A 19,005-nucleotide genomic window follows, 5' to 3' on the forward strand; every position below is an offset into this window, starting at 1 on the left:
TTATGTCTCCGGACGCCGATGGTGCCAATGCGAGACTAGGTTTGAGCTTAAGTCTTGGCTAAGGCTGCAAACACCGTGTCCGGCGCATGTGCGATCACGGTCAGCAGCGCGCGCGCCGGCCCGCGCGGCATGCGCTTGCCCTGCTCCCAGTTCCGGATGGTCTCGACGGGAACGCCGAGCTTGGCGGCAAACTCCTGCTGGGTCAGATGGGCGCGGCGCCGGAGGTCGCGAACCTCGGCCGGCCCGGTCGGCTGCGCGGCCGGGGCCAGCGGAAATTCCTGGCCGTCGCGCAGCTCCACGATCCGTCCGTCTGCTTTCAAGCGCAAGCGTTGTTGCATGGGTCCGACTCCGTCTCGGTGCCCCACTTTCGCAAGTCCCCGTTAAGGTCGGATTAACGATAAAAGTCCCTCAAAAATCGAGGTTATTTGAGCCCGAACCAGGCCGTGGCAATGCCCAGAAAGGCGAAGAAGCCGACGACGTCGGTGACCGTGGTGACGAACGTGCCGGACGCCACGGCTGGGTCGGCCTTGACGCGATCGAGCACCATCGGGATCAGGATGCCGCCGAGCGCGCCGGCGACCAGGTTGGAGATGATCGCCAGCCCGATCACGATCCCAAGCCCGGGGATCTTGAACCAGGCGACCGCAGCGACGCCCGTGATCAGCGCGAAAGCGAGGCCGTTGACCAGGCCGACCAGTGCCTCGCGCATCACGACGCGGAAGGCGTTGTTCGAGCCGAGCTCGCGCGTGGCCAGTGCACGCACCGCAACCGTCATGGTCTGGGTCGCGGCATTGCCGCCTTGGCTCGCGACGATCGGCGCCAGCACCGCGAGCGCGACCATCTTCTCGAGCTGGCCTTCGAACAGGCCGAGCACCGAGGACGCCAGGAAGGCGGTGGCAAGATTGATCAGCAGCCAGTTGAAACGGCCCTTGGCGATGGTCCAGACGCTGTCGGAGAGCTGTTCGTCGCTGGAGACGCCGCCCAGCGCCTTGAAGTCCTCATCCGCCTCCTCTTCGATCACGTCGACCACGTCGTCGACGGTGATGACGCCGACCAGCCGATTGTCGGCGTCGACGACCGGTGCTGCGACCAGGTTGTACTTGCCGAACAGCCGCGCCACCTCTGCAAGCTCGTCGGTCACCGCGACCCGGCGGCGGTCTTCATGGATCAGCTCGGGGAGCTTGACCGGCCGCCGCGCCCGCAACAGCGCATCGAGCGAAACCGCGCCCTGCCAATGCTGCGACCCGTCGACCGCATAGATCTCGTAGAACCGGTCAGGCAGGTCCGGCGTCTCCCGCATGTAGTCGATCGCCTGGCCGACCGTCCATTCGAGCGGCACGGCGATGAATTCGCTCTGCATGCGCCGCCCGGCCGATCCTTCCGGGTATTCCAGGCTGCGCTCGAGCACATCGCGCTCGGACGGCGGCAGCCGGTCGAGAATCTGCTCCTGATCCTCCTGGTCAAGGCCCTCGAGCAGCTCGACGGCGTCGTCGGATTCCAGCTCGCGGACGCCTTCGGCGACGGTCGCCGGCGCGAGTTCCTCGAGGATTTCCTCGCGAACGGCATCATCGACCTCGTTCAGCGCGGAGAAGTCGAAATCGGTGCTGGTGAGCTCCACCAGCCGCACCCGGTCTTCGGGCGCCAGCGCCGCGATGAGGTCGCCGAGATCGGCCTCATGGAGTTCCGCGACCTCCGATCGCAGGAACGTTTCGTCCTCCGCGGCGATCGCCGCCGTGATGGACTCGATGAACTCGGGTCGGATCTCGCCGTTGTCTGTCCGCATCAGAGCGCGGTCGAGGATCACAGCATTGTGGGCCGCGTCCAATTGTTCATCCATGACGGGCCTCGCGGGTTTGACAGATCAACGCAAACTGGTCTCAATCGTACCTTGACGCATTACCCAATGGGCCGCAGGCGATGCAATGAGAAAGATGCCGCGGAGACTATGGATGACGAGCCAAATGAGAAGTTGGCTGAACGCGGCGGCGATCCTGCTCGGACTTGGCCTCGAGCTTGGACTCGGCGTGGGGCTCGCCCTCCCCCACGCTGTCAGCGCGGCATCCGCGGAATGTCAGCGCGAGGGCACGCTCGGCACCTCGCGGGTTCTCGCGGTGGATCCCAAGATCTATCCGCGCGTCGGCCTGAAGAGCTTTCCGGATACGCTGCCGCTGCGGGATCACGAGGTCGTGCTCACCTTCGATGATGGTCCCTCGCCGCCGATGACCAACCGGGTGCTCGACGCACTCGCGAAGGAGTGTGTGCGCGCGACCTTCTTCCTGGTCGGCCAGCCGGCGTCGGGACGCGCTGCCCTGGTGCAGCGGATCGCGGCCGAGGGCCACACCGTCGGACACCACACCTACACCCATGCCCACATTCCACGCCTCACGCCGGCGCAGGCCGTGGACGAAATCGACCGCGGGATCGCCGGCGACGAACTGGCGTTGCATGGGGTCTCGACCACGACGCCATCAACGCCGTTCTTCCGTTTCCCCTATTTTGAATCCACGCCGGCCATGCTCGAATTCCTGCAGTCGCGTGGGATCGCCGTGTTCGGTGCGGATCTGTGGGCCGGTGATTGGAACCCGGTCTCGCCGCAGCAGGAACTCAAGATTCTCACCAGCCGACTCGAACAGGACCGCAAAGGCATCATCCTGTTGCACGACCCGCAGCCGCGCACCGTGGCGATGCTGCCGACGTTTCTGCGCTATCTGAAGCAGCACGGCTACAAGGTGGTCCACATTGTGCCAGCTTCAACGATGAACCAGCCGGACGATGCCGCTCCGCCGGGCGTCCACGCCGCCCGCGATTAATGCGTCATTCATGCGGTGCTGGCTACGCTTTACATCGCAGGCGGATGTATGCGGCTTTGCAATCATGCAACAGGAAAATGGAAACCCCGGCATTCGACAATCGCGGGTCGCGGCTGCAGGCGATCCCTGCTATGACGGTAACTGGGCCCGGCAGCCTGGATTCAACCTGACGAAACGGACAGACGAAGCGGACGGCGTGATGCGGAGTGATCGTTCAGTTGGCGTCGGACAGCGGATTGTGAGCGCAGCGCTCGGGACCGCACTGTTGACTGTGTTGTCAGCTGCACTCGCCAGCGTGATCACGCCCGCCTCTGCGGCGGATTGCCCCGGCCATCCGAATGCGCTCGGCACCTCCCGCGTGCTCGTTGTCGATCCCCTGGCGCATCCGCGCATCGGCGCGATGCAGTATCGGGAAACGCTGCCGCTGCATGATCACGAGGTGGTGCTGAGCTTCGATGACGGTCCGGTGCCGAAATACAGTAACCAGGTGCTGCAGATTCTCGCCGACCAGTGCGTCAAGGCGACGTTCTTCACGATCGGCCGCCAGGCCAAGGCTGATCCGGAGGGCGTCCGCAAGCTCGCCGCCGCCGGCCACACGATCGGCACCCACAGCCAGAACCATCCGATCGGCTTCAGCAGGCTGACGGTCGAGCAGTCCAAGCCTGAGGTCGATCAGGGGATCGCCTCGGTGTCGGCTGCTCTCACCGATCCCTCGGTGCTCACCCCGTTCTTCCGGGTGCCCGGCCTCTCGCGCGGCGAAGGCGTGGAAACCTACGTGGCCTCGCTCGGACTCCAGATGTGGAGCGCCGATTTTCTTGCCGATGACTGGCGCAACATCTCCGCCGGCCGCGTCTACGAGCTGGCGATGAAGCGGCTCGAGGCGCGCGGCAAGGGCATTCTGCTGCTGCACGATATTCACGAGCGCACGGTGCAGGCGTTGCCGAAGATCCTCAACGAGATGAAGGCGCGCGGCTATCGCATCGTGCAGGTGGTGCCGGCCACGCCCGAGCGCCCGGCAACCCCGACCGAGCCGCAGGAGTGGCTGGTCCACCCGCATGCCGACGAGGTTCCGGTGGCCCAATGGCCGGCGGTTCCGACGTTCGACTTCTCTGGCTCGGTCACGCACTCGCGTGCGACCGTGGCGGATCTCGACGTGCTGTCGGCGGGACCATCCGACAGCGCCTCGCTCCGGCACGAAACAGCGTGGCCGCACGCGGCGAGCTCCTCCGCGCCGCGCAACGCAGCCCCCGCGCTGCCGGTGCCGGCAGCCAGCCTGTTCGAGATGCCCGATCCGATGCCCACCGCGCCATCCCGACACCATGTGGCGGGCGTGCCGCCCGTGCAGTCAAAGCCCGCGGCCAGAGCCGCCGCCATCAAGCCGGCTGCGCGCGCGGTGCGCCTTGCGAGCCTGAGAAAGCGCTGATCCGCGCAGCTCTCCTCGCGCACCTCTCCTGGAGCATGATCCGGAAAAGTGCGAGCGGTCCTTCACGACAAACGCGGAACGCGTTTGCACGGAGACTCTGCTCAAACAACAACCCGCAAGTGCGATGAGATTCATCCTCATCTCATCGCACTTCAGGGCACGGCCGAGCGCTGCTTGAACCGGATCAATCGGTGACGATCTTGGCAACGCAGAGGATGACGACGGCGGCCAGGAAGAACAGATCGATATAGGATTTGATCTCGCCGTCGCGGCGCAGCAGGCTCACATCGGCGATCACCTGCTTGCGCGCGGCCGAACCGCTCGGCCCCTCCCCCACCAGGCCGATCATTCGGCGAGTCTCGCCTTCCAGCCGTTCAATGCGGGTGAAAAAATGAAACGAGCGCACCACGGACACGCTGCGCATGCCCGCATAGGCCAGGATCAACATCGCGAGCACGGCCCGGTTGTGGTACTTCTCAATGTAGTTCAGGCTGAGATAGACCATGGCCAGGAACGCGAAGTTGTAAATGAAGCGATAGATGATGGCGAACAGTCGCATCGTTCCGACCTGGTGCTCTTTCGATGACCGACAATGACAAAAACCGGACGGCGCGCATGAGGCGCGCTCGTATCCGACTTGCATCGACGCGGCGACATCGATTCGTTTTCGAGTTGGGCGCAGCAGCACAGTTCTATACACGAATGGATTGAAGAAAGGTTCGACAAACTGATGTATTGCGCCACAATCTTGTTCGGTGGCCCTGCAATCTCCGGGCGAGTTCGTCAGGCAGATCTCTAATCAAACCGTCTTGGAACAAGCAATTTTTGGTTTATTTGCACTACGGAAATCGCCTTAAGATCGCTCCAACAGGGGCGTTGTGCCGCAAAAAATGGACCCTGGCGCAGCGGCGTCCATCACTGGCCGATTGCGATCAGCAGATAAATCTGCTCGGATGATCGGTGCCTGGAATGCACGGATCGGCAGGGTTCCCGCTGAGACAGCCGCAACTCAACTCCGCATTTTTACGAACTCAATTTTTGAAATGCCTTTTGACTGTCATCGTATTTTGGAGGCGTCGTGTCGCCAAACAGCAAATGGTTCTCGTTTCTGTTCTTGTTCCTGATAGCACTGGGCGCAGTCGATGCGTGGTTCGGTCGGCAGAGCTACGTCGCCGGAGACACGATCAGCTACATGGACATGGCTCGCGCGATCGAACATGGCAAGCTTGAGCAGGCGATCAATGGGCATTGGAGTCCGCTCTATCCCCTGCTGATTGCGGCCTTCATTGAGCCGATCGGCACGGCGCCTTCGCTGGAATTTGCGACCGTGCGTGTCCTCAACTTTCTCGTTTTCCTGGTGACGATCGGTGCATTTCATCTCGTCCTGACCCGGCTCTGGGACCGAGCCCAGCTGACGGCGAAGCCGCCCGAGGCCAAGCCGTTGCTGTCGCGCTCGCAAGTCTTGCTTGCGGGTTACGCACTGCTGGCGTGGGGCTGCTTCGACCTGACGGTCGTATCAAGGATCAGCCCGGACCTTTGCGTTGCAGCCGTCACATTCGCTGCCGCCGCGCTGTATCTCTCGCTGGAAGACCAGACGGCGTCCGTCGCAACCTTTGCGTTGTTCGGAGCCGTGCTGGGAATTGGCTATTTGCTGAAAGCCATATTCTTTCCGCTGGCCTTTCTCTTCCTGCTCGCTGCGGCCTGCGCCTGCCTGGCCTATCGTGCCGATCGACGGCTGCTATTGAGTGCCGCCGTCTTTCTGTTGATTGCAGCCCCGCTCGTTGGCGCCCTGTCGCTGAAGTATGGCCATCTGACATTTGGAGAAAGCGGGCGAAATACGTTTCGGACCGACGTTCTCATGATGCCGCTTGTTCATTGGCAAGGAGGCCCTTCGGATCACGGGCTCCCGGAACATCCGACGCGGAAGCTTCTCGACAACCCTGATGTCTATGAGTTCGCTCAGCCGATCTCGGCGACCTATCCGCCGTGGTACGATCCGACCTATTGGAACAAGGGAGCCGTTCTGCATTTCGGCACCTGGGAATATGGACGGGCGCTGCTGAGAAACGTCAAACGCCTCGCGGTCCTGCTTTGGTTTGCAATTCCTCTGGGGATTGCACTCGCCCTGCTTCGGCGTCACCTCGCCCTTGAAATGTCGGCACCGCTGCCGATCAAGCTGCTCGGCCTGGTCGCCGCGGCGAATCTGCTTCTCTATCTGGTGCTGTTGGTCGAACCCCGATATCTGGCCGGATGTCTTCCACTGTTGGGGCTGGTTGTTCTGGTCAGTCTTCGCACGCAGCTGACACGAAGGCGACCGATCGGGGCAGCGCTGGTCGCCCTGCTCATTACGGGCGTGGCGATCGATGCCGGCCCGCGCCTGGCCAGGACCGCTGCGGATCTGGTCACATCTCGCGGCCATGTGCATGCAGATGCGTGGCTGGTGGCTGACGAGCTGTTCAGAATCGGAATTCACCCGGGTACGCCCGTCGCCGCGATCGACCACCAAGACCAGATGCATTGGTCGGTCGCGAGCATCAGCGACTGGGCGTTCCTTGCGCAGGTCAAGATTGTCAGCGAAGCTTTCCCGTCGGACCCGCTCAATCAAAAGGAATTCTGGGATGTTTCGCTCACGCGGCAAGCGCTCGCGCTCGATGTATTTCGCCGCGCCGGGGCGCGTATCGTTGTGGCGAGCGGCGTCCCCTCGACGGCCAACACCGAGGGGTGGTCACGTATCGGGACCACCGACTATTACTACAAGCTATTATGATAGCTTCCCTATCCGCGATGATGTCCGCTCCGCAGCAGAGCATTCTCGACCGCGGCGCGTATTCGATCCCGCTTGTTCGGGATGTTCATGATACCGGAAAGAAACACCGTAAATCCGAGCTGCACCCCGATTGCAATGGATGTGAGCGAAAGGATCAGAACGCGCATCACCGAAGGATAGCGCAACGGCCCGAAATCGACCGAGGCCCAAGTAAACAAAGACCATCCGATGCCGAACAGGCCAAGCAGGATCAGCGCGGCCGCAACGAGCAGCCCGCGGTCGAAGGTGAGGAATGACAGACCGCGAGAGCCCGACGCGCCCGGCGGCAGCAGCCGGTATTTGATCGCAAAGCGCTGCGCGATGAGGCCGAATGTGAGGGTCTGAACGCCAATCAACACCGCAATCGCCGCGACCAGGAAAGTGTGGACGTCCAGATTGACGCCGTTGGCAAGGCTCACCGGGCCGGGAAACAGGATCACGGCCGTCACGACGCCCAAAAGAATGAGCGCAAGACCCGGATACACAAACAGCCAACGCGGGCTGAACATGAGCAGAAAGCTGAGATGTCGCCAGCCATCATGCCAGGTGCGCAGATGCGGCGGCCGGGACCTGCCGTCCTTCTTCAAGGTCGTGGGCACCTCGCAGATCCGATAGGATTTCAGCGCGGCCGAAATCACCATCTCGCTCGCGAATTCCATGCCCGTCGTGTACAGCTCCAGATCGCATATCCGCTCGCGATTGAAGCCGCGCAAGCCGCAATGAAAATCACCCAGATCGATCTTGAAGAACAGCCTGCCAAAAAAGCTCAGCACCGGATTGCCGAGATAGCGATGGAGCAACGGCATTGCGTCCTCTGCAATGCCGCCCTTGAAACGATTGCCCATCACGAGGTCGAAGCCGTCACGGAGCTTCGCCAGGAATGGGTCCAGGTTGGAAAAGTCGTAGCTGTCGTCGCCGTCGCCCATGATGACGTAGCGGCCTCGGGCCGTATGGATACCATGACGCAGCGCGGCTCCATATCCCCGATCCGGGACATGAACGACACGCGCGCCCTTTGCGATCGCCAGGTCTTGCGAGCCGTCCGTGGAACCGTTGTCGGCAACCAGGATCTCCCCGTGCACGCCAAGCCGCAAAAGACAAAGCTTGGCCTTCTCGACGCATCTCTCGATCGTCTCAGCCTCGTTGAGGCAGGGAATGAGAATGGTGAGCTCGGGCTCTTCGATGTATCGGTAGACTTGCGCGGTCATCTCTGAAATCCGACATGAAGAAATCTTTGAACATCACTTGCTCGCCAAAAAATTCTGGGCAGTTGCTGCCGCGGATGCGGCAGTAGAGTTTATGAGTTAGATATCAGTCCAAACGATCTACTTAGATGTCCCCGCCGACTGCTGCAAAACGGCACGCGGGCTACCAGCCGTGATCAGTTGCCCGACCACTGCGCAGCGGGGATGATATTTTCCGTACGGGATATCTGGGGATCGGCAACCGGGTGGCAGGACGCAAACCGCCGGCAAGCGTCCGACAAGAGCACGAATGGCTCGCGAAGGCCGCGAACGAGAATATCTTGCGCCGCTGACGCCGCGCCCCTCCATGCAAAGCGTTCGAAGAGCATGAAAAGCGTTTGAAGAGCCGCGTCCATTTGGGACAGCCGCCATTCGAGAGGCACTTCGATGCGGCACTCGGGAATAAACACCCACTGGCATCCCTACCTCTTACTCAACTACGAACTATATGACGCCCTTTCAGTCAGTACGTACGTCAAGCTTGGCAACTTTGCGCGAACAAAAATGTCTCAAAGTCAATCAGGCTTAGTCATCCGACCCGGCAAGCCCAATGGCGAGAAGCTTATCCGGCTTGGCCGGATCAAGCAATCCCGCATCCCACCCGTCGGCTGACAAGCGCCGCGATCACTGCAGCGTCCTAACAGGGCGTGGAACGATGAGCGCGCGGCTCTTTTTACCTCTTGAGCGGTCCATTAGGCCGCGCGCGTCGCTTGATAGTTCCCGCCCGGACGCGGCGCGCGACAGCCTGTGCTGCCTGCGCCGCGAACTGATCAATCACAAATAGTGGATCAGGCGCCGAAGCGCGCGGGCGCGCAGGCGGTCGCGTCGACGCTTGGCTCTTCGCCATTCATCATCTCGGCGAGGAGGCGGCCCGTGGTGGGACCTAATGTGAAGCCCTGATGACCGTGACCGAAATGCAGCCACAGCCCCTTATGGCCTGCGGCCGGCCCGACCACCGGCAACATGTCGGGCATGCACGGCCGCGTGCCGAGCCAGGGCTCGGGCTCGACCGGCTTGCCGAGATCGATCAGTTGCCGCGCCGCAGTCTCCGCCTTGGCAAGCTGCACCGGCGTCGGTTCTGCGTCCGGCCCGGACAGCTCCGCACCGGTGGTGATGCGCACCCCCATCACCATCGGATTCATCAGATAGCCGAAGGCCGCATCGCGCAGCGGCAGATCGAGCGGCGCGCCGCCGCTGTAATGTCGGTGATAGCCGCGCTTGCGCACCATCGGGATGTCATAGCCGAAGCGTTCCAAGAACGCGGGCGACCACGGCCCGAGCGCTACCACCGCAGCCTCGGCATCGATCGGACCGTCGGCCGTCGTGACTGACCAGCCAGTCCCGGTCTGCGCCAAGGTCGTGGCGTCACCGTGGACGAACCTGCCGCCGCGCCGGATGAACAAGTCGGCATAGGAGGTGACGAGACCGCCGGGATCGGCGACCGTCCACGGCTCCAGCCATTGCAGCCCGCCGAGGCCGCTGTCGGAGAGACCAGGCTCGGCCTGCGCAAGCTCGCGCGCCGAAAGCACCTTGAACTTGACGCCATAGGCCGCGCGCACCGCTTCGGCTTCTTCGACCTCCTTGTCGAATTGCGCCTGCTCCCGATGGATCACCCGGAAGCCGTCGCGGCGCACCAGATTGCCCGCACCGGAGGCCGCGATCAGCGGCTCATGCTCGGGCGTGGCGCGCGCGATCAGCCGCGCATAGGTCTGCGCGATCTGCTCGTGCCGCTTCGGGAACGAGTTCCACCAATATTGCAGCAGCGGCCGAAGATGATAGGGCAGCGCCAGCGGCTCATAATGCACGTCATTGGTGCGGCCGGTCGCGATGTCGAACAGGCCGCTGATATCATGCGGCATCGCGTAAGGACGCACCGCCTCGCTCTGGATGATGCCGGCATTGCCATAGCTGGTTTCGCGGCCGGGCTCGTTGCGGTCGATCAGCGCGACCGACCAGCCGCGGCTCTGCAGATGCAGAGCCGTTCCGACACCCACCATGCCGCCGCCGAGAACGATCGCGCTGCGCATCGTCAGGACTCCCTATTTGTTATTTGCGCTCGGCCGCAATGACGGTGATCTCGAGCTTGGCATCCAGCATCAGCTTGGCCTCGACGGTGGTGCGCACCGGCAGCGGATCGCTGAAATGCTTGCGATAGGCGGCGTTGAAGGCAGCAAAATCCGCCCGGTCGGCGAGATACACCGTGCAGGACACCACGTCCTTCAGCGACAGTCCTTCCTCCGCCAGCGTCTCGCCGATCAATTGCAAGGTCAGGTCGGTCTGCGCGGTGATGCCTTCCGGAATCGTGCCGTCATCGGCGCGCGGCACTTCACCGGACAGAAACACCAGCCCAGCGGCGCGGCGCACCAGCGAGAACGGCAATGAGGGCGGAACGGACATCAGTCTCTCCTCTCGTTTCACGCGGATGCCGCAGCGGCATCCGGTGCGTATGTGGCGATCGCGGTGTGACCCGTCAGGATGCGAGTCACGGCTTTAATCCCAGGACTTGAAGCCCGGCGCTGATGACAGCGGCGGTGCAGCGGCGAGCTTGGCGAGATCGGGCACGGGACGGCACAACTCGGCATCGCCGGCAAACGCGCTCTCGAGCGCGGCCGCCACATTGAGCACCAGTGCATCGCCGCCACGCGGACCGACGATCTGCAGACCGAACGGCAGGCCGGCCTCATCGACCCCGAGCGGCAGGCTCAGCGCGGGATGGCCGGGCAGCGTCACGGCATAGGCCAGCGCAAGCCAGTGGAAGTAGGAGCGGGTCGGCACGCCGTCGATCTCGGTCGGATAGAGCTCCGACCATGGTCGCGGCGATAGCGTGATCGCCGGGCTGACCAGCACGTCGCAACGTTCGAAGAAGCTTTGCCAGGCGCGATAGATCCGGGTCTGCGCCGCCGCCGCCTTGGCGTAATCGTCGAGGCTGTAGCGCAGGCCCTCCTCGACATTGGCGCGGACATTGGGGCCGACCATCTCCGGCCGCTCGCGAAAATTCTTGCCGTGGTTGGTCAGGAACAGCGCGGCGCGCAGCACCGCGAAGGTCTCGTCGGCGCCGCTGCAGTCCGGCGCGCCTTCCTCGCATGTCGCGAACAATGGCGCGATCCGCGCAACGCGGGCGCGGAGCACGCGGCGAATGGCTTTTTCGGTCGGGGCAAACCCGAAATCCTCGGTGAAGGCGAGCCGCAGCTTGCCGAGCGCGACCGGCGCCGGCGGTGACCAGCGCGCAGGGACGCCGCGAACAGGCTCGTTCGGCAGGGTGTAGGCAAGCGGATCGCGAGGATCGTCGCTCGCCATCACCGACAGCATCAGCGCGGCATCAGTGACGTTGCGCGCCATCGGCCCATCGGTCGACAGGTTCGACCAGCCATGCGCACGCTTCTCGCTCGCGACCAGGCCGTAGGATGGTCGCATGCCGACAATGCCGCAGAAGGCGGCCGGATTGCGCAAGCTGCCGCCGGTGTCGGAGCCGGAGGCGAGCGGCGCCATGTCACAGGCCAGCGCCGCGGCCGAGCCGCCCGAGGATCCGGCCGCCGAGCGCATCGGATCGAACGGATTGCCGGTGGCGCCAAAGACGGGATTGCGGGTGTTGGCGCCGGCCGCCCATTCCGGCGTGTTGGTCTTGCCGAAAATGATCGCGCCGGCGGCGCGCAACCGCGCCACCGAAGCCTGGTCAGCCGAGGGAACGTTGTCGGCCAGGATCGGGCTGCCATAGGTGGTGCGCAGGCCTGCGGTATCCTGGGTGTCCTTGATCAGCACGGGCAGCCCATGCAGCGGCCCGAGATCCTCACCTTTAAGAAGCGCGGCTTCGGCCGCCTGGGCGACGCGGCGCGCCCCCTCCTCGTCCAGGGTCACCACCGCATTGATGGCGGGATTGAGCGCCGCGATCCGGGCGAGGCATGCATCCAGCAGCTCGACCGGCGACAGGGCCCGGCTCTTGAGCAGCTGCATCAGGTCGACGGCAGTCCGGTCGCAGATCGATTCCACAGCTCTTCCCTTTCCAAACCTGAAAACTATTTAGCATAAGAGAAACAAGATTGCTGGCACGAAAATGCAGCATACGGCCGGCAATTCTGCATAAATATCCGTCCGGCCAAGCTCTTGATTGAAATTTCAGCGATTTCGCGCGAAATTCGGGCCACGCGAGCAATGCAATCAGAATGTCCGATCCGCTAAACGATTTTCCGAAGGATGCTTATGGCAGATACCGGTGTGAATGATCAGGTCGCGGCTGAGGGCCCGCATTCCCAGCTTGGGCAATGCCTGAAGGCGGCGCGCCTGGCCCGCGGCCTGACGCTCAAGCAGGTGGCCGAAAAGACCGGGATGGCGCTGTCGACCCTGTCGAAGGTCGAAAACGGCCTGATGTCGCTGACTTACGACAAGCTGTTGCAGCTCACCTCAGGTCTGAAGATGGACATCGCCGAGCTGTTCAGCCCGGCTGCGCCTCGTACCGATGCCGAGCGCGCGGTCACTGCCCGCCGCAGCATCTGCCGCGTCGGCCAGGGCCAGATCGTCAATACCAAGTTCTACACCTACACCTACCAATGCACCGACCTGATCGGAAAGCGCATGGTGCCGATGCTGGCCGAGGTGCGCGCCCGCACCTTGGAGGAATTCGGCCCGCTGCTGCGCCACGCCGGCGAGGAATATTTCATGGTGACCCGCGGGTCGATCGCCGTCCACACCGAGTTCTACGCGCCCGAGGTCCTGCATGAGGGCGACGGCATGTATATCGACAGCACCATGGGCCACGCCTATCTCAACGCTGGCACCGCCGAGTCCGCGCTCGGTATCTGCCTCTGCACCAGCGAATCGCCTGACCTGTTCGAACAGCTGCACCGGATCGCACAGGCCGGCGCCGAGGCGTGACGACAGCCGTCGCCGACGGCGCCTGCATTTTAGGCGGCCATTCCGGACGCGGCCTGGCAGCCTTCCATGGCCGGCCGCGGCAGATTGCGGTAGAGTGTGTGCGCTGGAGGCACGTTCCGAAAAGGGATGAGGTGCGTCGATGCCGCGACCGGGAATCACGGGTCATGACGGTTGGGTCGTCACCGAAGCGCTGGCGACTGCGCTCGTGGCACTGGAGCAGCTCCCCGAAAAACACCAGCCGCGCGCGCATATGGACGATTTGCGCAAGCTTCTGGCCAACGGCCGTGCCCCCGATGTCGTGAAGCTCCATCTCGCCCAGGCCAAGTGCCGGCTCTGTCCCGACCGCGACCCGCTGACCATCTACGAGGAATACGGCATCAACAGCGATGCGTATGGTTGAGCGGAACGCCGGGTCGTTTCGCAACCAACAAGAACGCCGCTGTTGAACTCCAGGTGACCGAAGCGGGCAGCTTTGGCACGCAGGCAGCCTCGTTCATCGTCGCGAATGATTCACCTTCCCCTTAGAGCCGCAACTAATCGCGCGAGCGCGATCACCCTGTTCAACTGCGGTGATACTTCGCGCAATCTTGAAGCGTTTTGTTGCACGACGAGCTTCCTTTGGCCTCAGCACGATCTATGCTGCTTGGAATGCATCGGAAGTTCGCATGCTTATCGAGAAGATGAAGGCGTTTGCGATCGCAGGCTGTATTTCGGCTGTGCTCGCAGTGACCGCCGGCGCGCCAAGCGCGTTTGCCGAGCCCGATCTCAGCGGAGTCTGGCTTCCCGATATCAGGGACCAGAAGCGACAAGAAACGGCGAATATGCCGCCGTGGAAGCCGGGCATTCTCAAGCAGGTTCAGCACCTCGTCGCCGAGGAAAAGGCGGGCCGCCCATTCCTGGTGCTCAGCCATTGCCTGCCGCACGGCATGCCGAGTTGGATGCTGATGACGCATAACGCGTTCGAGCTCTTGAGGACCCCCGGTCGCATCACCCTGCTCGGCGAAGTCGACGGCAACAGGATGCGTCGCATCTATCTCGACGGCCGCAAGCCGCCGGAGGACCCCGATCCGTCACTGCACGGCACCTCCATCGGACATTGGGAGGGCGACACGCTGGTGGTCGACACCACTGCGATCATGCCGCAAGCCTATATCGCGATCAGCGAGGCGGTCGGCATTCCCAACAACGGCGACATGCACATCGTCGAACGCATCCATCTCGCCGAACCGAACGTCATGCATGACGATCTCGAGATCACCGCGCCGAACGTTCTCACCGACACCTGGAAGACGACACGGATTTTTCGCCGCTACCCGGATCGGCATTATGAAATTGCCGAAGGCGAATGCGAGCAGGAAGATCTGGTGCCCGGCAAGGACGAGCATGGCAACGATGTTTTCCTTCCGAATCCGCAAGGCGCGTTCGGGACGGTTCACACCGCGAAGTAAGGTCGCGCAATAACAAGGGATGATCGAAATGTCACCGAAGGCCACACTTCTTGCCGCCTGTCTGGTCGCCAGTTCGACCGGCCTGGCCATGGCGCACCATTCGAATGCCGCCTATGACAGCGACCATCCGCAGAAGGTTGAAGGCACCGTCAAGCAGGTCAACTGGACCAACCCGCACATCACCTTCGTGGTCGAGACCGATGCCAAGGACGGGCCGCAGGCCGGCACCTGGGTGTTCGAGGTGTCGAGCCCGGGGGTTCTCACCCGCTCCGGCTGGACCAAGCGGTCGCTGAACCCAGGCGATCACGCGAGTTTCGACTATCTGCCGCTACGCGACGGCAAGCAAGGCGGCTTCCTGCGCAAGGTCACCTTGCCCGACGGCAAGGAGCTGACCTACAGCCTGACACCGGAAGAGCAGTGATCAGGTGATGGAAGCGCTGCTGACCGGGTTTTCGAAATGGCTGGCAGCGACCTCGCTCAGCCACACCATCCAGACCGTCACCTGGATCATCCCGACCCTTCAGACCATCCATATTCTATGTGTGGCCATCGTTTTCTCCTCGGCCGTGCTGGTCGATCTACGGATCTTCCGCCTGTTCGAGCGCGATCAACGCTTAGGCGTCATCACGCAGCGCTTTCTGACGCCGATCTGGCCGGTGCTCGTCATCCTGCTCGTCACCGGCAGCCTGCTGATCATCGGCGAGCCGCGCCGGTCGCTGGTCAACATCACCTTTTATCTCAAGATGGCGCTGCTCATCGTTGCCGTCTTGCTGACCGCGACGCTGCAGCGGACGGCGGTTGCATCGCCGGGCCTGTATGAGGACCGCAGCCGGCGGCTGACCGGACAGGCGTTGGCAACGCTCTCGGTCCTTGTCTGGTGCGGTATCCTGTTTGCCGGACGCTGGATCGCCTACACACAGGCCGGGTTGTGATGTCGCAGTTTTCTGACCTCGTTGGCGTCTTCGAGGAGAGCGGCGTCGCCGCCGCCATCCGCGAAAATGACACGCTGTTTCCCTTCATTGAATCCGTGCATGTGATCGCGATCTGCCTCGTCGTCGGCACGATCTTCGCGCTCGACTTGCGCCTGCTCGGGCTCGCCTCGGTCGGGCGCCCCGTAAGCCGGCTCGCGAGCGCGATCTTGCCGGTGACCTGGGGTGCGTTCGCGGTCGCGGCTGCCTCCGGCTTCCTGCTGTTCATCTCGAACGCGACCAAATATCTCGCCAACGGCTATTTCGACGCCAAGATCATCCTGATCTGCGCGGCGGGGCTCAACATGATCATCTTCCACGCCATCAGCGCGAAGGATCTGCCGCAATGGGAGACACAGGCCGTGCCGCCGCTGCGGGCGCGGCTCGCAGGCCTGCTGTCGATCCTGCTCTGGATCACGGTCGTCGCCTGCGGGCGCTGGATCGGCTTCACCATGCAGGTGCTGTAACGATGATCGGCTCTCGCTTGTCCGCAACGATGATCTCGGCCCTCCTCCTGTCGGTCTTGGGCTCCTCACCGTCGATCTCCGACAGCGCGGCTTCCATGCCGCCGTTCACGGCCCATGTCGACATGAAGACCTTCATGGAGCATGTGCTCACGCCGGCAGCAAAAGTGATCTGGAGCGTCAACGGCACCATGATCGACGCCCAGGGCGAGCACGACCTCTCGCCCAAGACGGATGAGGATTGGGAGACCATCACCAGCGGCGCGGCGACGCTTGCCGAAGCCACCAACGCGCTGATGATCCCGGGCCGCGCACAGGACGCTGAATGGAATTCCTACGTCAAGACGCTCGCAGATGCCGCCGACAGAGCCTATCAGGCCGCCGAGGCTCACGACCTGAAGACGGTCGCCGAGGTCAGCGACCGTCTCGACAGCATCTGCGCCTCATGCCACCGGCACTACGGGCTGGAGTAGATGCTGATCACGACCATCCCACACAACGATCACCCCTCTACCGGCGGTGGACGAAGGTCGATTGATCCGCGCGACGCGCTCTTCGCGTGCGATGTTCAGCCAACCGGTCCCGGTGTCCAATCGTCTCCGGCAAGGGGCCTGACCTTTACATCATGAATGACCCCGAGCTGCAGACTTGGATCGAAGTGACGCATGGTCCGCTCGTTGAGGTCAATGATGCGGCCAGGCGTCAGCGGCCCGACGTCATTGATCTTCACAATCACCTTCTTTCCCACGGCCTCGACCAGGGCATACTTTGGCTTCGCGCCATAATGGACCCCACCGAATTTCTGACGCAGACTGGTCTTGATGGCAGCCGCCCAGGCTGACGGATTGTACCGCTCGCCGGAGGCAGTGTTCCGGGTCCCCTCCCGCCATCCGGGCCGGAACGGATTGTACATGGATGCTGCGCCAACGATCGCATCCCCTGTAGCTTCATTGACTTTGGCGCCAGTATGAACTCCACCAGTTTCACTTCGAGCCATTGTAACGGAAACGCTAAGCGCGACGACGGCGCCGCAAATGGCGGCGCTCGAACGGAACACCATCATAACTCCTTGATTGCCTTTTCTGGATCGTCCGGTTCCCGATGCGCAAAACAGGATCGAGCGAACGCGAAGCGTTATCGAACTCGGCTGTTTGTTGCGGACTCGCCAATTGCTGGCGATGGAACCGTTGTGGGGAACCTCGTTGGTCCGCGCACACGTTCTTAATTCACACCGACTAAGACAGACATTGCGTCAATAGCATGACTGCACATAAGCCTCTTGGCGTGCGTAGGAACAATCCGCCGAACGATGCGCGGTGAAAAGACTCGGCGCGCTCGGATCGAGAGGTCGTCTTTGGATCTCCGTTTCAACTATCTAGCTAACAAGTAGTCCGCATGAGCGGAGCGACATGCGGGGGATACGATCCCGGATATCGCTACGCTCATCCGGGCTACGCTTGCTGACTCTAGGTCGTGAACCCATAAAGTGGGCAGGCTCGCGCTAATAGGATGACGAATATGCGCCAAGCCTTGAGCGCATTACCTTGCGCGACTGGCTTACCTCTGTAAGTTAATGTATCTGGCCTAATCCAGGAACGCTTAACTATGCTCACCGTCTATGGCGAAGGTCGTGGCTTCCGTGTTATTTGGCTGCTTGAGGAATTAGGATTGGCATATCGGCTGCGCCCGGTCGATTTGCTGGCAGTCGAAACCGATCGCGATTTCCTCGCGATCAACCCCGCCGGCTTCATTCCCGCACTGCAGGACGGCGAGACGATCATGGTCGAATCGATCGCGATTCTTGAGTATCTGCTCGCCCGCCACGGCTCAGCTTCGCTTGCCGTCGCTCCGGATGATCCCGCCTTTGCTTGCTATCTGCAATTTCTCCACTTAGGCGAGGCTGGGCTCGCCGGGCCGATGAACACCGTCTTTGTCGGTCGCGAACTGGCGCCCGAAGCCGAGCGAGATGCCCGGGTTACCTGCTGGGCACTCGAGACCTTCGAGAGCCGGTTAGGGTTGGTTATCCGCCGCCTCGCGGATTGCCCCTATCTCGCCGGCGACCGATTCACTGCTGCCGATATCTCGGTGAGCTACGCCCTCCTGCTCGGCCTGCGAACTGGCAACTACGTCCCCGGTTCTACCGAGCGGGACTATCTCGCCCGCACGACGGCACGCCCTGCCTACGCCCGAGCGATGGAAAGCTGCCAGGCCACCAAGGCTTGGGCAGCACGATCACCGGGATTATAGTGCTCGCTTCGCCCGCGAGGCCGAGCGCCTGATCGAGTAGCAACTAACCCGCATGAGCGAAGCGATATACGGGAATGCAATTCCGGATACTGCTGCGCTTATCCGGCCTGCGCTCGCTAAGAACGATGCCTGATGCACCACGCAGATGCCGGTAAACCCTTCTCACGCGCCAATTGGCAAACAGTGAGATGAACTCGACGTCGCGCATTCATGCAGGCCTCAGTGCTCGGGAAGAAGCCGCGGTAAGTAGAAATCTGGCATCCGTTCCGCATACTCCAATCGACTGCTTGTGCCGCGCCAGAGAAGAGGACTGCCACGATCAAGCTCACCGATGTGATCCATCTCATGTCAACACCATCTCCCTGTACACTATCGAAGGGCATCGTGATCGAAGGGCATCGTGGCTCTACCTGAAGCTGCTGACTTTCGCACACCAACCCACTGGATGCAGTCAAGTTCGGGCTTCGAATTCACCGTCGGCTATGCCTTATACGAGATGATGGCGTGATTCTTGAGTGCGCCAAAGCGCGCCGCATGAAATTCGTCGCCCCGATGGTCCTGCCCGTCGAGGCTGGGCAAGAACTGAGGATTGCCTGTACGATTCGGGATTATGACGAATCGTCCGTTCAAGAGCGGCGAGAACCGCGATCAAGAGAGCCTGCTGCCGCCCCGGGTCGAGGATTATGTCGAACCGGACAACCCGGTTCGGGCGATCGAGGGCTACGT

At 62.4% G+C, this 19,005-nt stretch carries 19 protein-coding genes; 11 read left to right on the top strand and 8 right to left on the bottom strand.

Going from position 1 to position 19,005, the window contains the following annotated elements; all coding sequences use genetic code 11:
* Positions 1-47: 47 nt before the first annotated feature.
* Entirely contained in the window at positions 48-338 is a 291-nt protein-coding gene (locus tag ACQR1W_RS29195) for a helix-turn-helix domain-containing protein (RefSeq protein WP_434854017.1), read from the bottom strand.
* An 83-nt stretch (positions 339-421) separates the two neighbouring features.
* Positions 422-1,837, bottom strand: a complete 1,416-nt coding sequence (mgtE, locus tag ACQR1W_RS29200) for a magnesium transporter (protein ID WP_434854018.1) — start codon at positions 1,835-1,837, stop codon at positions 422-424.
* A gap of 124 nt (positions 1,838-1,961) precedes the next feature.
* Between mgtE and ACQR1W_RS29205 the strand changes: the two genes are divergently transcribed.
* Positions 1,962-2,810, top strand: a complete 849-nt coding sequence (locus ACQR1W_RS29205; protein ID WP_434854019.1) for a polysaccharide deacetylase family protein — start codon at positions 1,962-1,964, stop codon at positions 2,808-2,810.
* Between the two features lie 199 nt (positions 2,811-3,009).
* Positions 3,010-4,233 carry a polysaccharide deacetylase family protein gene (locus tag ACQR1W_RS29210; protein WP_434854020.1) on the top strand — a complete coding sequence of 408 codons (1,224 nt, stop codon included), beginning with the start codon at positions 3,010-3,012 and terminating at the stop codon, positions 4,231-4,233.
* Between the two features lie 184 nt (positions 4,234-4,417).
* On the opposite strand, the gene ACQR1W_RS29215 is transcribed toward ACQR1W_RS29210, so the two are convergent.
* Positions 4,418-4,792, bottom strand: a complete 375-nt coding sequence (locus tag ACQR1W_RS29215) for a hypothetical protein (RefSeq protein WP_008967960.1) — start codon at positions 4,790-4,792, stop codon at positions 4,418-4,420.
* Positions 4,793-5,311: 519 nt separating this feature from the next.
* Here ACQR1W_RS29215 and ACQR1W_RS29220 point away from each other — a divergent pair.
* Positions 5,312-7,000 (top strand): hypothetical protein, encoded by a 1,689-nt coding sequence (locus ACQR1W_RS29220; protein ID WP_434854021.1) that lies wholly within the window; start codon positions 5,312-5,314, stop codon positions 6,998-7,000.
* A gap of 8 nt (positions 7,001-7,008) precedes the next feature.
* Here ACQR1W_RS29220 and ACQR1W_RS29225 read toward each other — a convergent pair whose 3' ends face one another.
* From ACQR1W_RS29225 to ACQR1W_RS29240, 4 genes are all read right to left on the bottom strand, one after another.
* Positions 7,009-8,247: a glycosyltransferase family 2 protein gene (locus ACQR1W_RS29225; RefSeq protein WP_434854022.1), complete on the bottom strand. Its 1,239-nt coding sequence runs from the start codon at positions 8,245-8,247 to the stop codon at positions 7,009-7,011.
* 824 nt (positions 8,248-9,071) lie between these two features.
* Entirely contained in the window at positions 9,072-10,310 is a 1,239-nt protein-coding gene (locus ACQR1W_RS29230; RefSeq protein ID WP_434854023.1) for an NAD(P)/FAD-dependent oxidoreductase, read from the bottom strand.
* A 19-nt stretch (positions 10,311-10,329) separates the two neighbouring features.
* Positions 10,330-10,680 carry a RidA family protein gene (locus ACQR1W_RS29235; protein ID WP_434854024.1) on the bottom strand — a complete coding sequence of 117 codons (351 nt, stop codon included), beginning with the start codon at positions 10,678-10,680 and terminating at the stop codon, positions 10,330-10,332.
* Positions 10,681-10,773: 93 nt separating this feature from the next.
* Positions 10,774-12,270, bottom strand: a complete 1,497-nt coding sequence (locus ACQR1W_RS29240; RefSeq protein WP_434854025.1) for an amidase — start codon at positions 12,268-12,270, stop codon at positions 10,774-10,776.
* A gap of 210 nt (positions 12,271-12,480) precedes the next feature.
* Between ACQR1W_RS29240 and ACQR1W_RS29245 the strand changes: the two genes are divergently transcribed.
* The 7 genes from ACQR1W_RS29245 (at position 12,481) to ACQR1W_RS29275 (ending at position 16,505) form a co-directional block, all read left to right on the top strand.
* Positions 12,481-13,152, top strand: coding sequence for a helix-turn-helix domain-containing protein (locus ACQR1W_RS29245; RefSeq protein ID WP_434854026.1), 672 nt, complete (start codon positions 12,481-12,483; stop codon positions 13,150-13,152).
* 139 nt (positions 13,153-13,291) lie between these two features.
* Positions 13,292-13,552, top strand: coding sequence for a hypothetical protein (locus ACQR1W_RS29250; RefSeq protein WP_008967968.1), 261 nt, complete (start codon positions 13,292-13,294; stop codon positions 13,550-13,552).
* A gap of 265 nt (positions 13,553-13,817) precedes the next feature.
* Complete coding sequence (locus ACQR1W_RS29255; protein ID WP_434854027.1) at positions 13,818-14,600, top strand: hypothetical protein; 783 nt, start codon at positions 13,818-13,820, stop codon at positions 14,598-14,600.
* Positions 14,601-14,628: 28 nt separating this feature from the next.
* Positions 14,629-15,021: a DUF6152 family protein gene (locus ACQR1W_RS29260; RefSeq protein ID WP_434854028.1), complete on the top strand. Its 393-nt coding sequence runs from the start codon at positions 14,629-14,631 to the stop codon at positions 15,019-15,021.
* A 7-nt stretch (positions 15,022-15,028) separates the two neighbouring features.
* Positions 15,029-15,532: a DUF6644 family protein gene (locus ACQR1W_RS29265; protein WP_434854029.1), complete on the top strand. Its 504-nt coding sequence runs from the start codon at positions 15,029-15,031 to the stop codon at positions 15,530-15,532.
* Positions 15,532-16,035 (top strand): DUF6644 family protein, encoded by a 504-nt coding sequence (locus tag ACQR1W_RS29270; RefSeq protein WP_434854030.1) that lies wholly within the window; start codon positions 15,532-15,534, stop codon positions 16,033-16,035. Before ACQR1W_RS29265 ends, ACQR1W_RS29270 begins: the two co-directional genes overlap by 1 nt.
* 2 nt (positions 16,036-16,037) lie before the next feature.
* Positions 16,038-16,505 carry a hypothetical protein gene (locus ACQR1W_RS29275; protein WP_434854031.1) on the top strand — a complete coding sequence of 156 codons (468 nt, stop codon included), beginning with the start codon at positions 16,038-16,040 and terminating at the stop codon, positions 16,503-16,505.
* 95 nt (positions 16,506-16,600) lie between these two features.
* On the opposite strand, the gene ACQR1W_RS29280 is transcribed toward ACQR1W_RS29275, so the two are convergent.
* A complete protein-coding gene (locus ACQR1W_RS29280; protein WP_434854032.1) occupies positions 16,601-17,092 on the bottom strand; it encodes an RlpA-like double-psi beta-barrel domain-containing protein in 492 nt (163 codons plus the stop codon).
* Positions 17,093-17,637: 545 nt separating this feature from the next.
* On the opposite strand from ACQR1W_RS29280, the gene ACQR1W_RS29285 reads away from it, so the two are divergent.
* Positions 17,638-18,279, top strand: a complete 642-nt coding sequence (locus ACQR1W_RS29285) for a glutathione S-transferase family protein (protein ID WP_434854033.1) — start codon at positions 17,638-17,640, stop codon at positions 18,277-18,279.
* The last annotated feature ends 726 nt before the right edge of the window (positions 18,280-19,005 follow it).

The organism is Bradyrhizobium sp. HKCCYLS1011 (assembly GCF_051167795.1).
In the GTDB taxonomy this organism is placed as follows: Bacteria; Pseudomonadota; Alphaproteobacteria; order Rhizobiales; family Xanthobacteraceae; genus Bradyrhizobium.

Excerpts from the sequence above, each read along its gene's own strand:
- ACQR1W_RS29275 (WP_434854031.1), top strand. The coding sequence starts at position 16,038 with ATGATCGGCTCTCGCTTGTCCGCAACGATGATCTCGGCCCTCCTCCTG.
- ACQR1W_RS29205 (WP_434854019.1), top strand. The coding sequence starts at position 1,962 with ATGAGAAGTTGGCTGAACGCGGCGGCGATCCTGCTCGGACTTGGCCTC.
- ACQR1W_RS29260 (WP_434854028.1), top strand. The coding sequence starts at position 14,629 with ATGTCACCGAAGGCCACACTTCTTGCCGCCTGTCTGGTCGCCAGTTCG.
- mgtE (WP_434854018.1), bottom strand. The coding sequence starts at position 1,837 with ATGGATGAACAATTGGACGCGGCCCACAATGCTGTGATCCTCGACCGC.
- ACQR1W_RS29215 (WP_008967960.1), bottom strand. The coding sequence starts at position 4,792 with ATGCGACTGTTCGCCATCATCTATCGCTTCATTTACAACTTCGCGTTC.
- ACQR1W_RS29225 (WP_434854022.1), bottom strand. The coding sequence starts at position 8,247 with ATGACCGCGCAAGTCTACCGATACATCGAAGAGCCCGAGCTCACCATT.
- ACQR1W_RS29265 (WP_434854029.1), top strand. The coding sequence starts at position 15,029 with ATGGAAGCGCTGCTGACCGGGTTTTCGAAATGGCTGGCAGCGACCTCG.
- ACQR1W_RS29285 (WP_434854033.1), top strand. The coding sequence starts at position 17,638 with ATGCTCACCGTCTATGGCGAAGGTCGTGGCTTCCGTGTTATTTGGCTG.
- ACQR1W_RS29255 (WP_434854027.1), top strand. The coding sequence starts at position 13,818 with ATGCTTATCGAGAAGATGAAGGCGTTTGCGATCGCAGGCTGTATTTCG.
- ACQR1W_RS29195 (WP_434854017.1), bottom strand. The coding sequence starts at position 338 with ATGCAACAACGCTTGCGCTTGAAAGCAGACGGACGGATCGTGGAGCTG.
- ACQR1W_RS29270 (WP_434854030.1), top strand. The coding sequence starts at position 15,532 with ATGTCGCAGTTTTCTGACCTCGTTGGCGTCTTCGAGGAGAGCGGCGTC.
- ACQR1W_RS29230 (WP_434854023.1), bottom strand. The coding sequence starts at position 10,310 with ATGCGCAGCGCGATCGTTCTCGGCGGCGGCATGGTGGGTGTCGGAACG.
- ACQR1W_RS29210 (WP_434854020.1), top strand. The coding sequence starts at position 3,010 with ATGCGGAGTGATCGTTCAGTTGGCGTCGGACAGCGGATTGTGAGCGCA.
- ACQR1W_RS29250 (WP_008967968.1), top strand. The coding sequence starts at position 13,292 with ATGCCGCGACCGGGAATCACGGGTCATGACGGTTGGGTCGTCACCGAA.
- ACQR1W_RS29235 (WP_434854024.1), bottom strand. The coding sequence starts at position 10,680 with ATGTCCGTTCCGCCCTCATTGCCGTTCTCGCTGGTGCGCCGCGCCGCT.
- ACQR1W_RS29245 (WP_434854026.1), top strand. The coding sequence starts at position 12,481 with ATGGCAGATACCGGTGTGAATGATCAGGTCGCGGCTGAGGGCCCGCAT.
- ACQR1W_RS29280 (WP_434854032.1), bottom strand. The coding sequence starts at position 17,092 with ATGGTGTTCCGTTCGAGCGCCGCCATTTGCGGCGCCGTCGTCGCGCTT.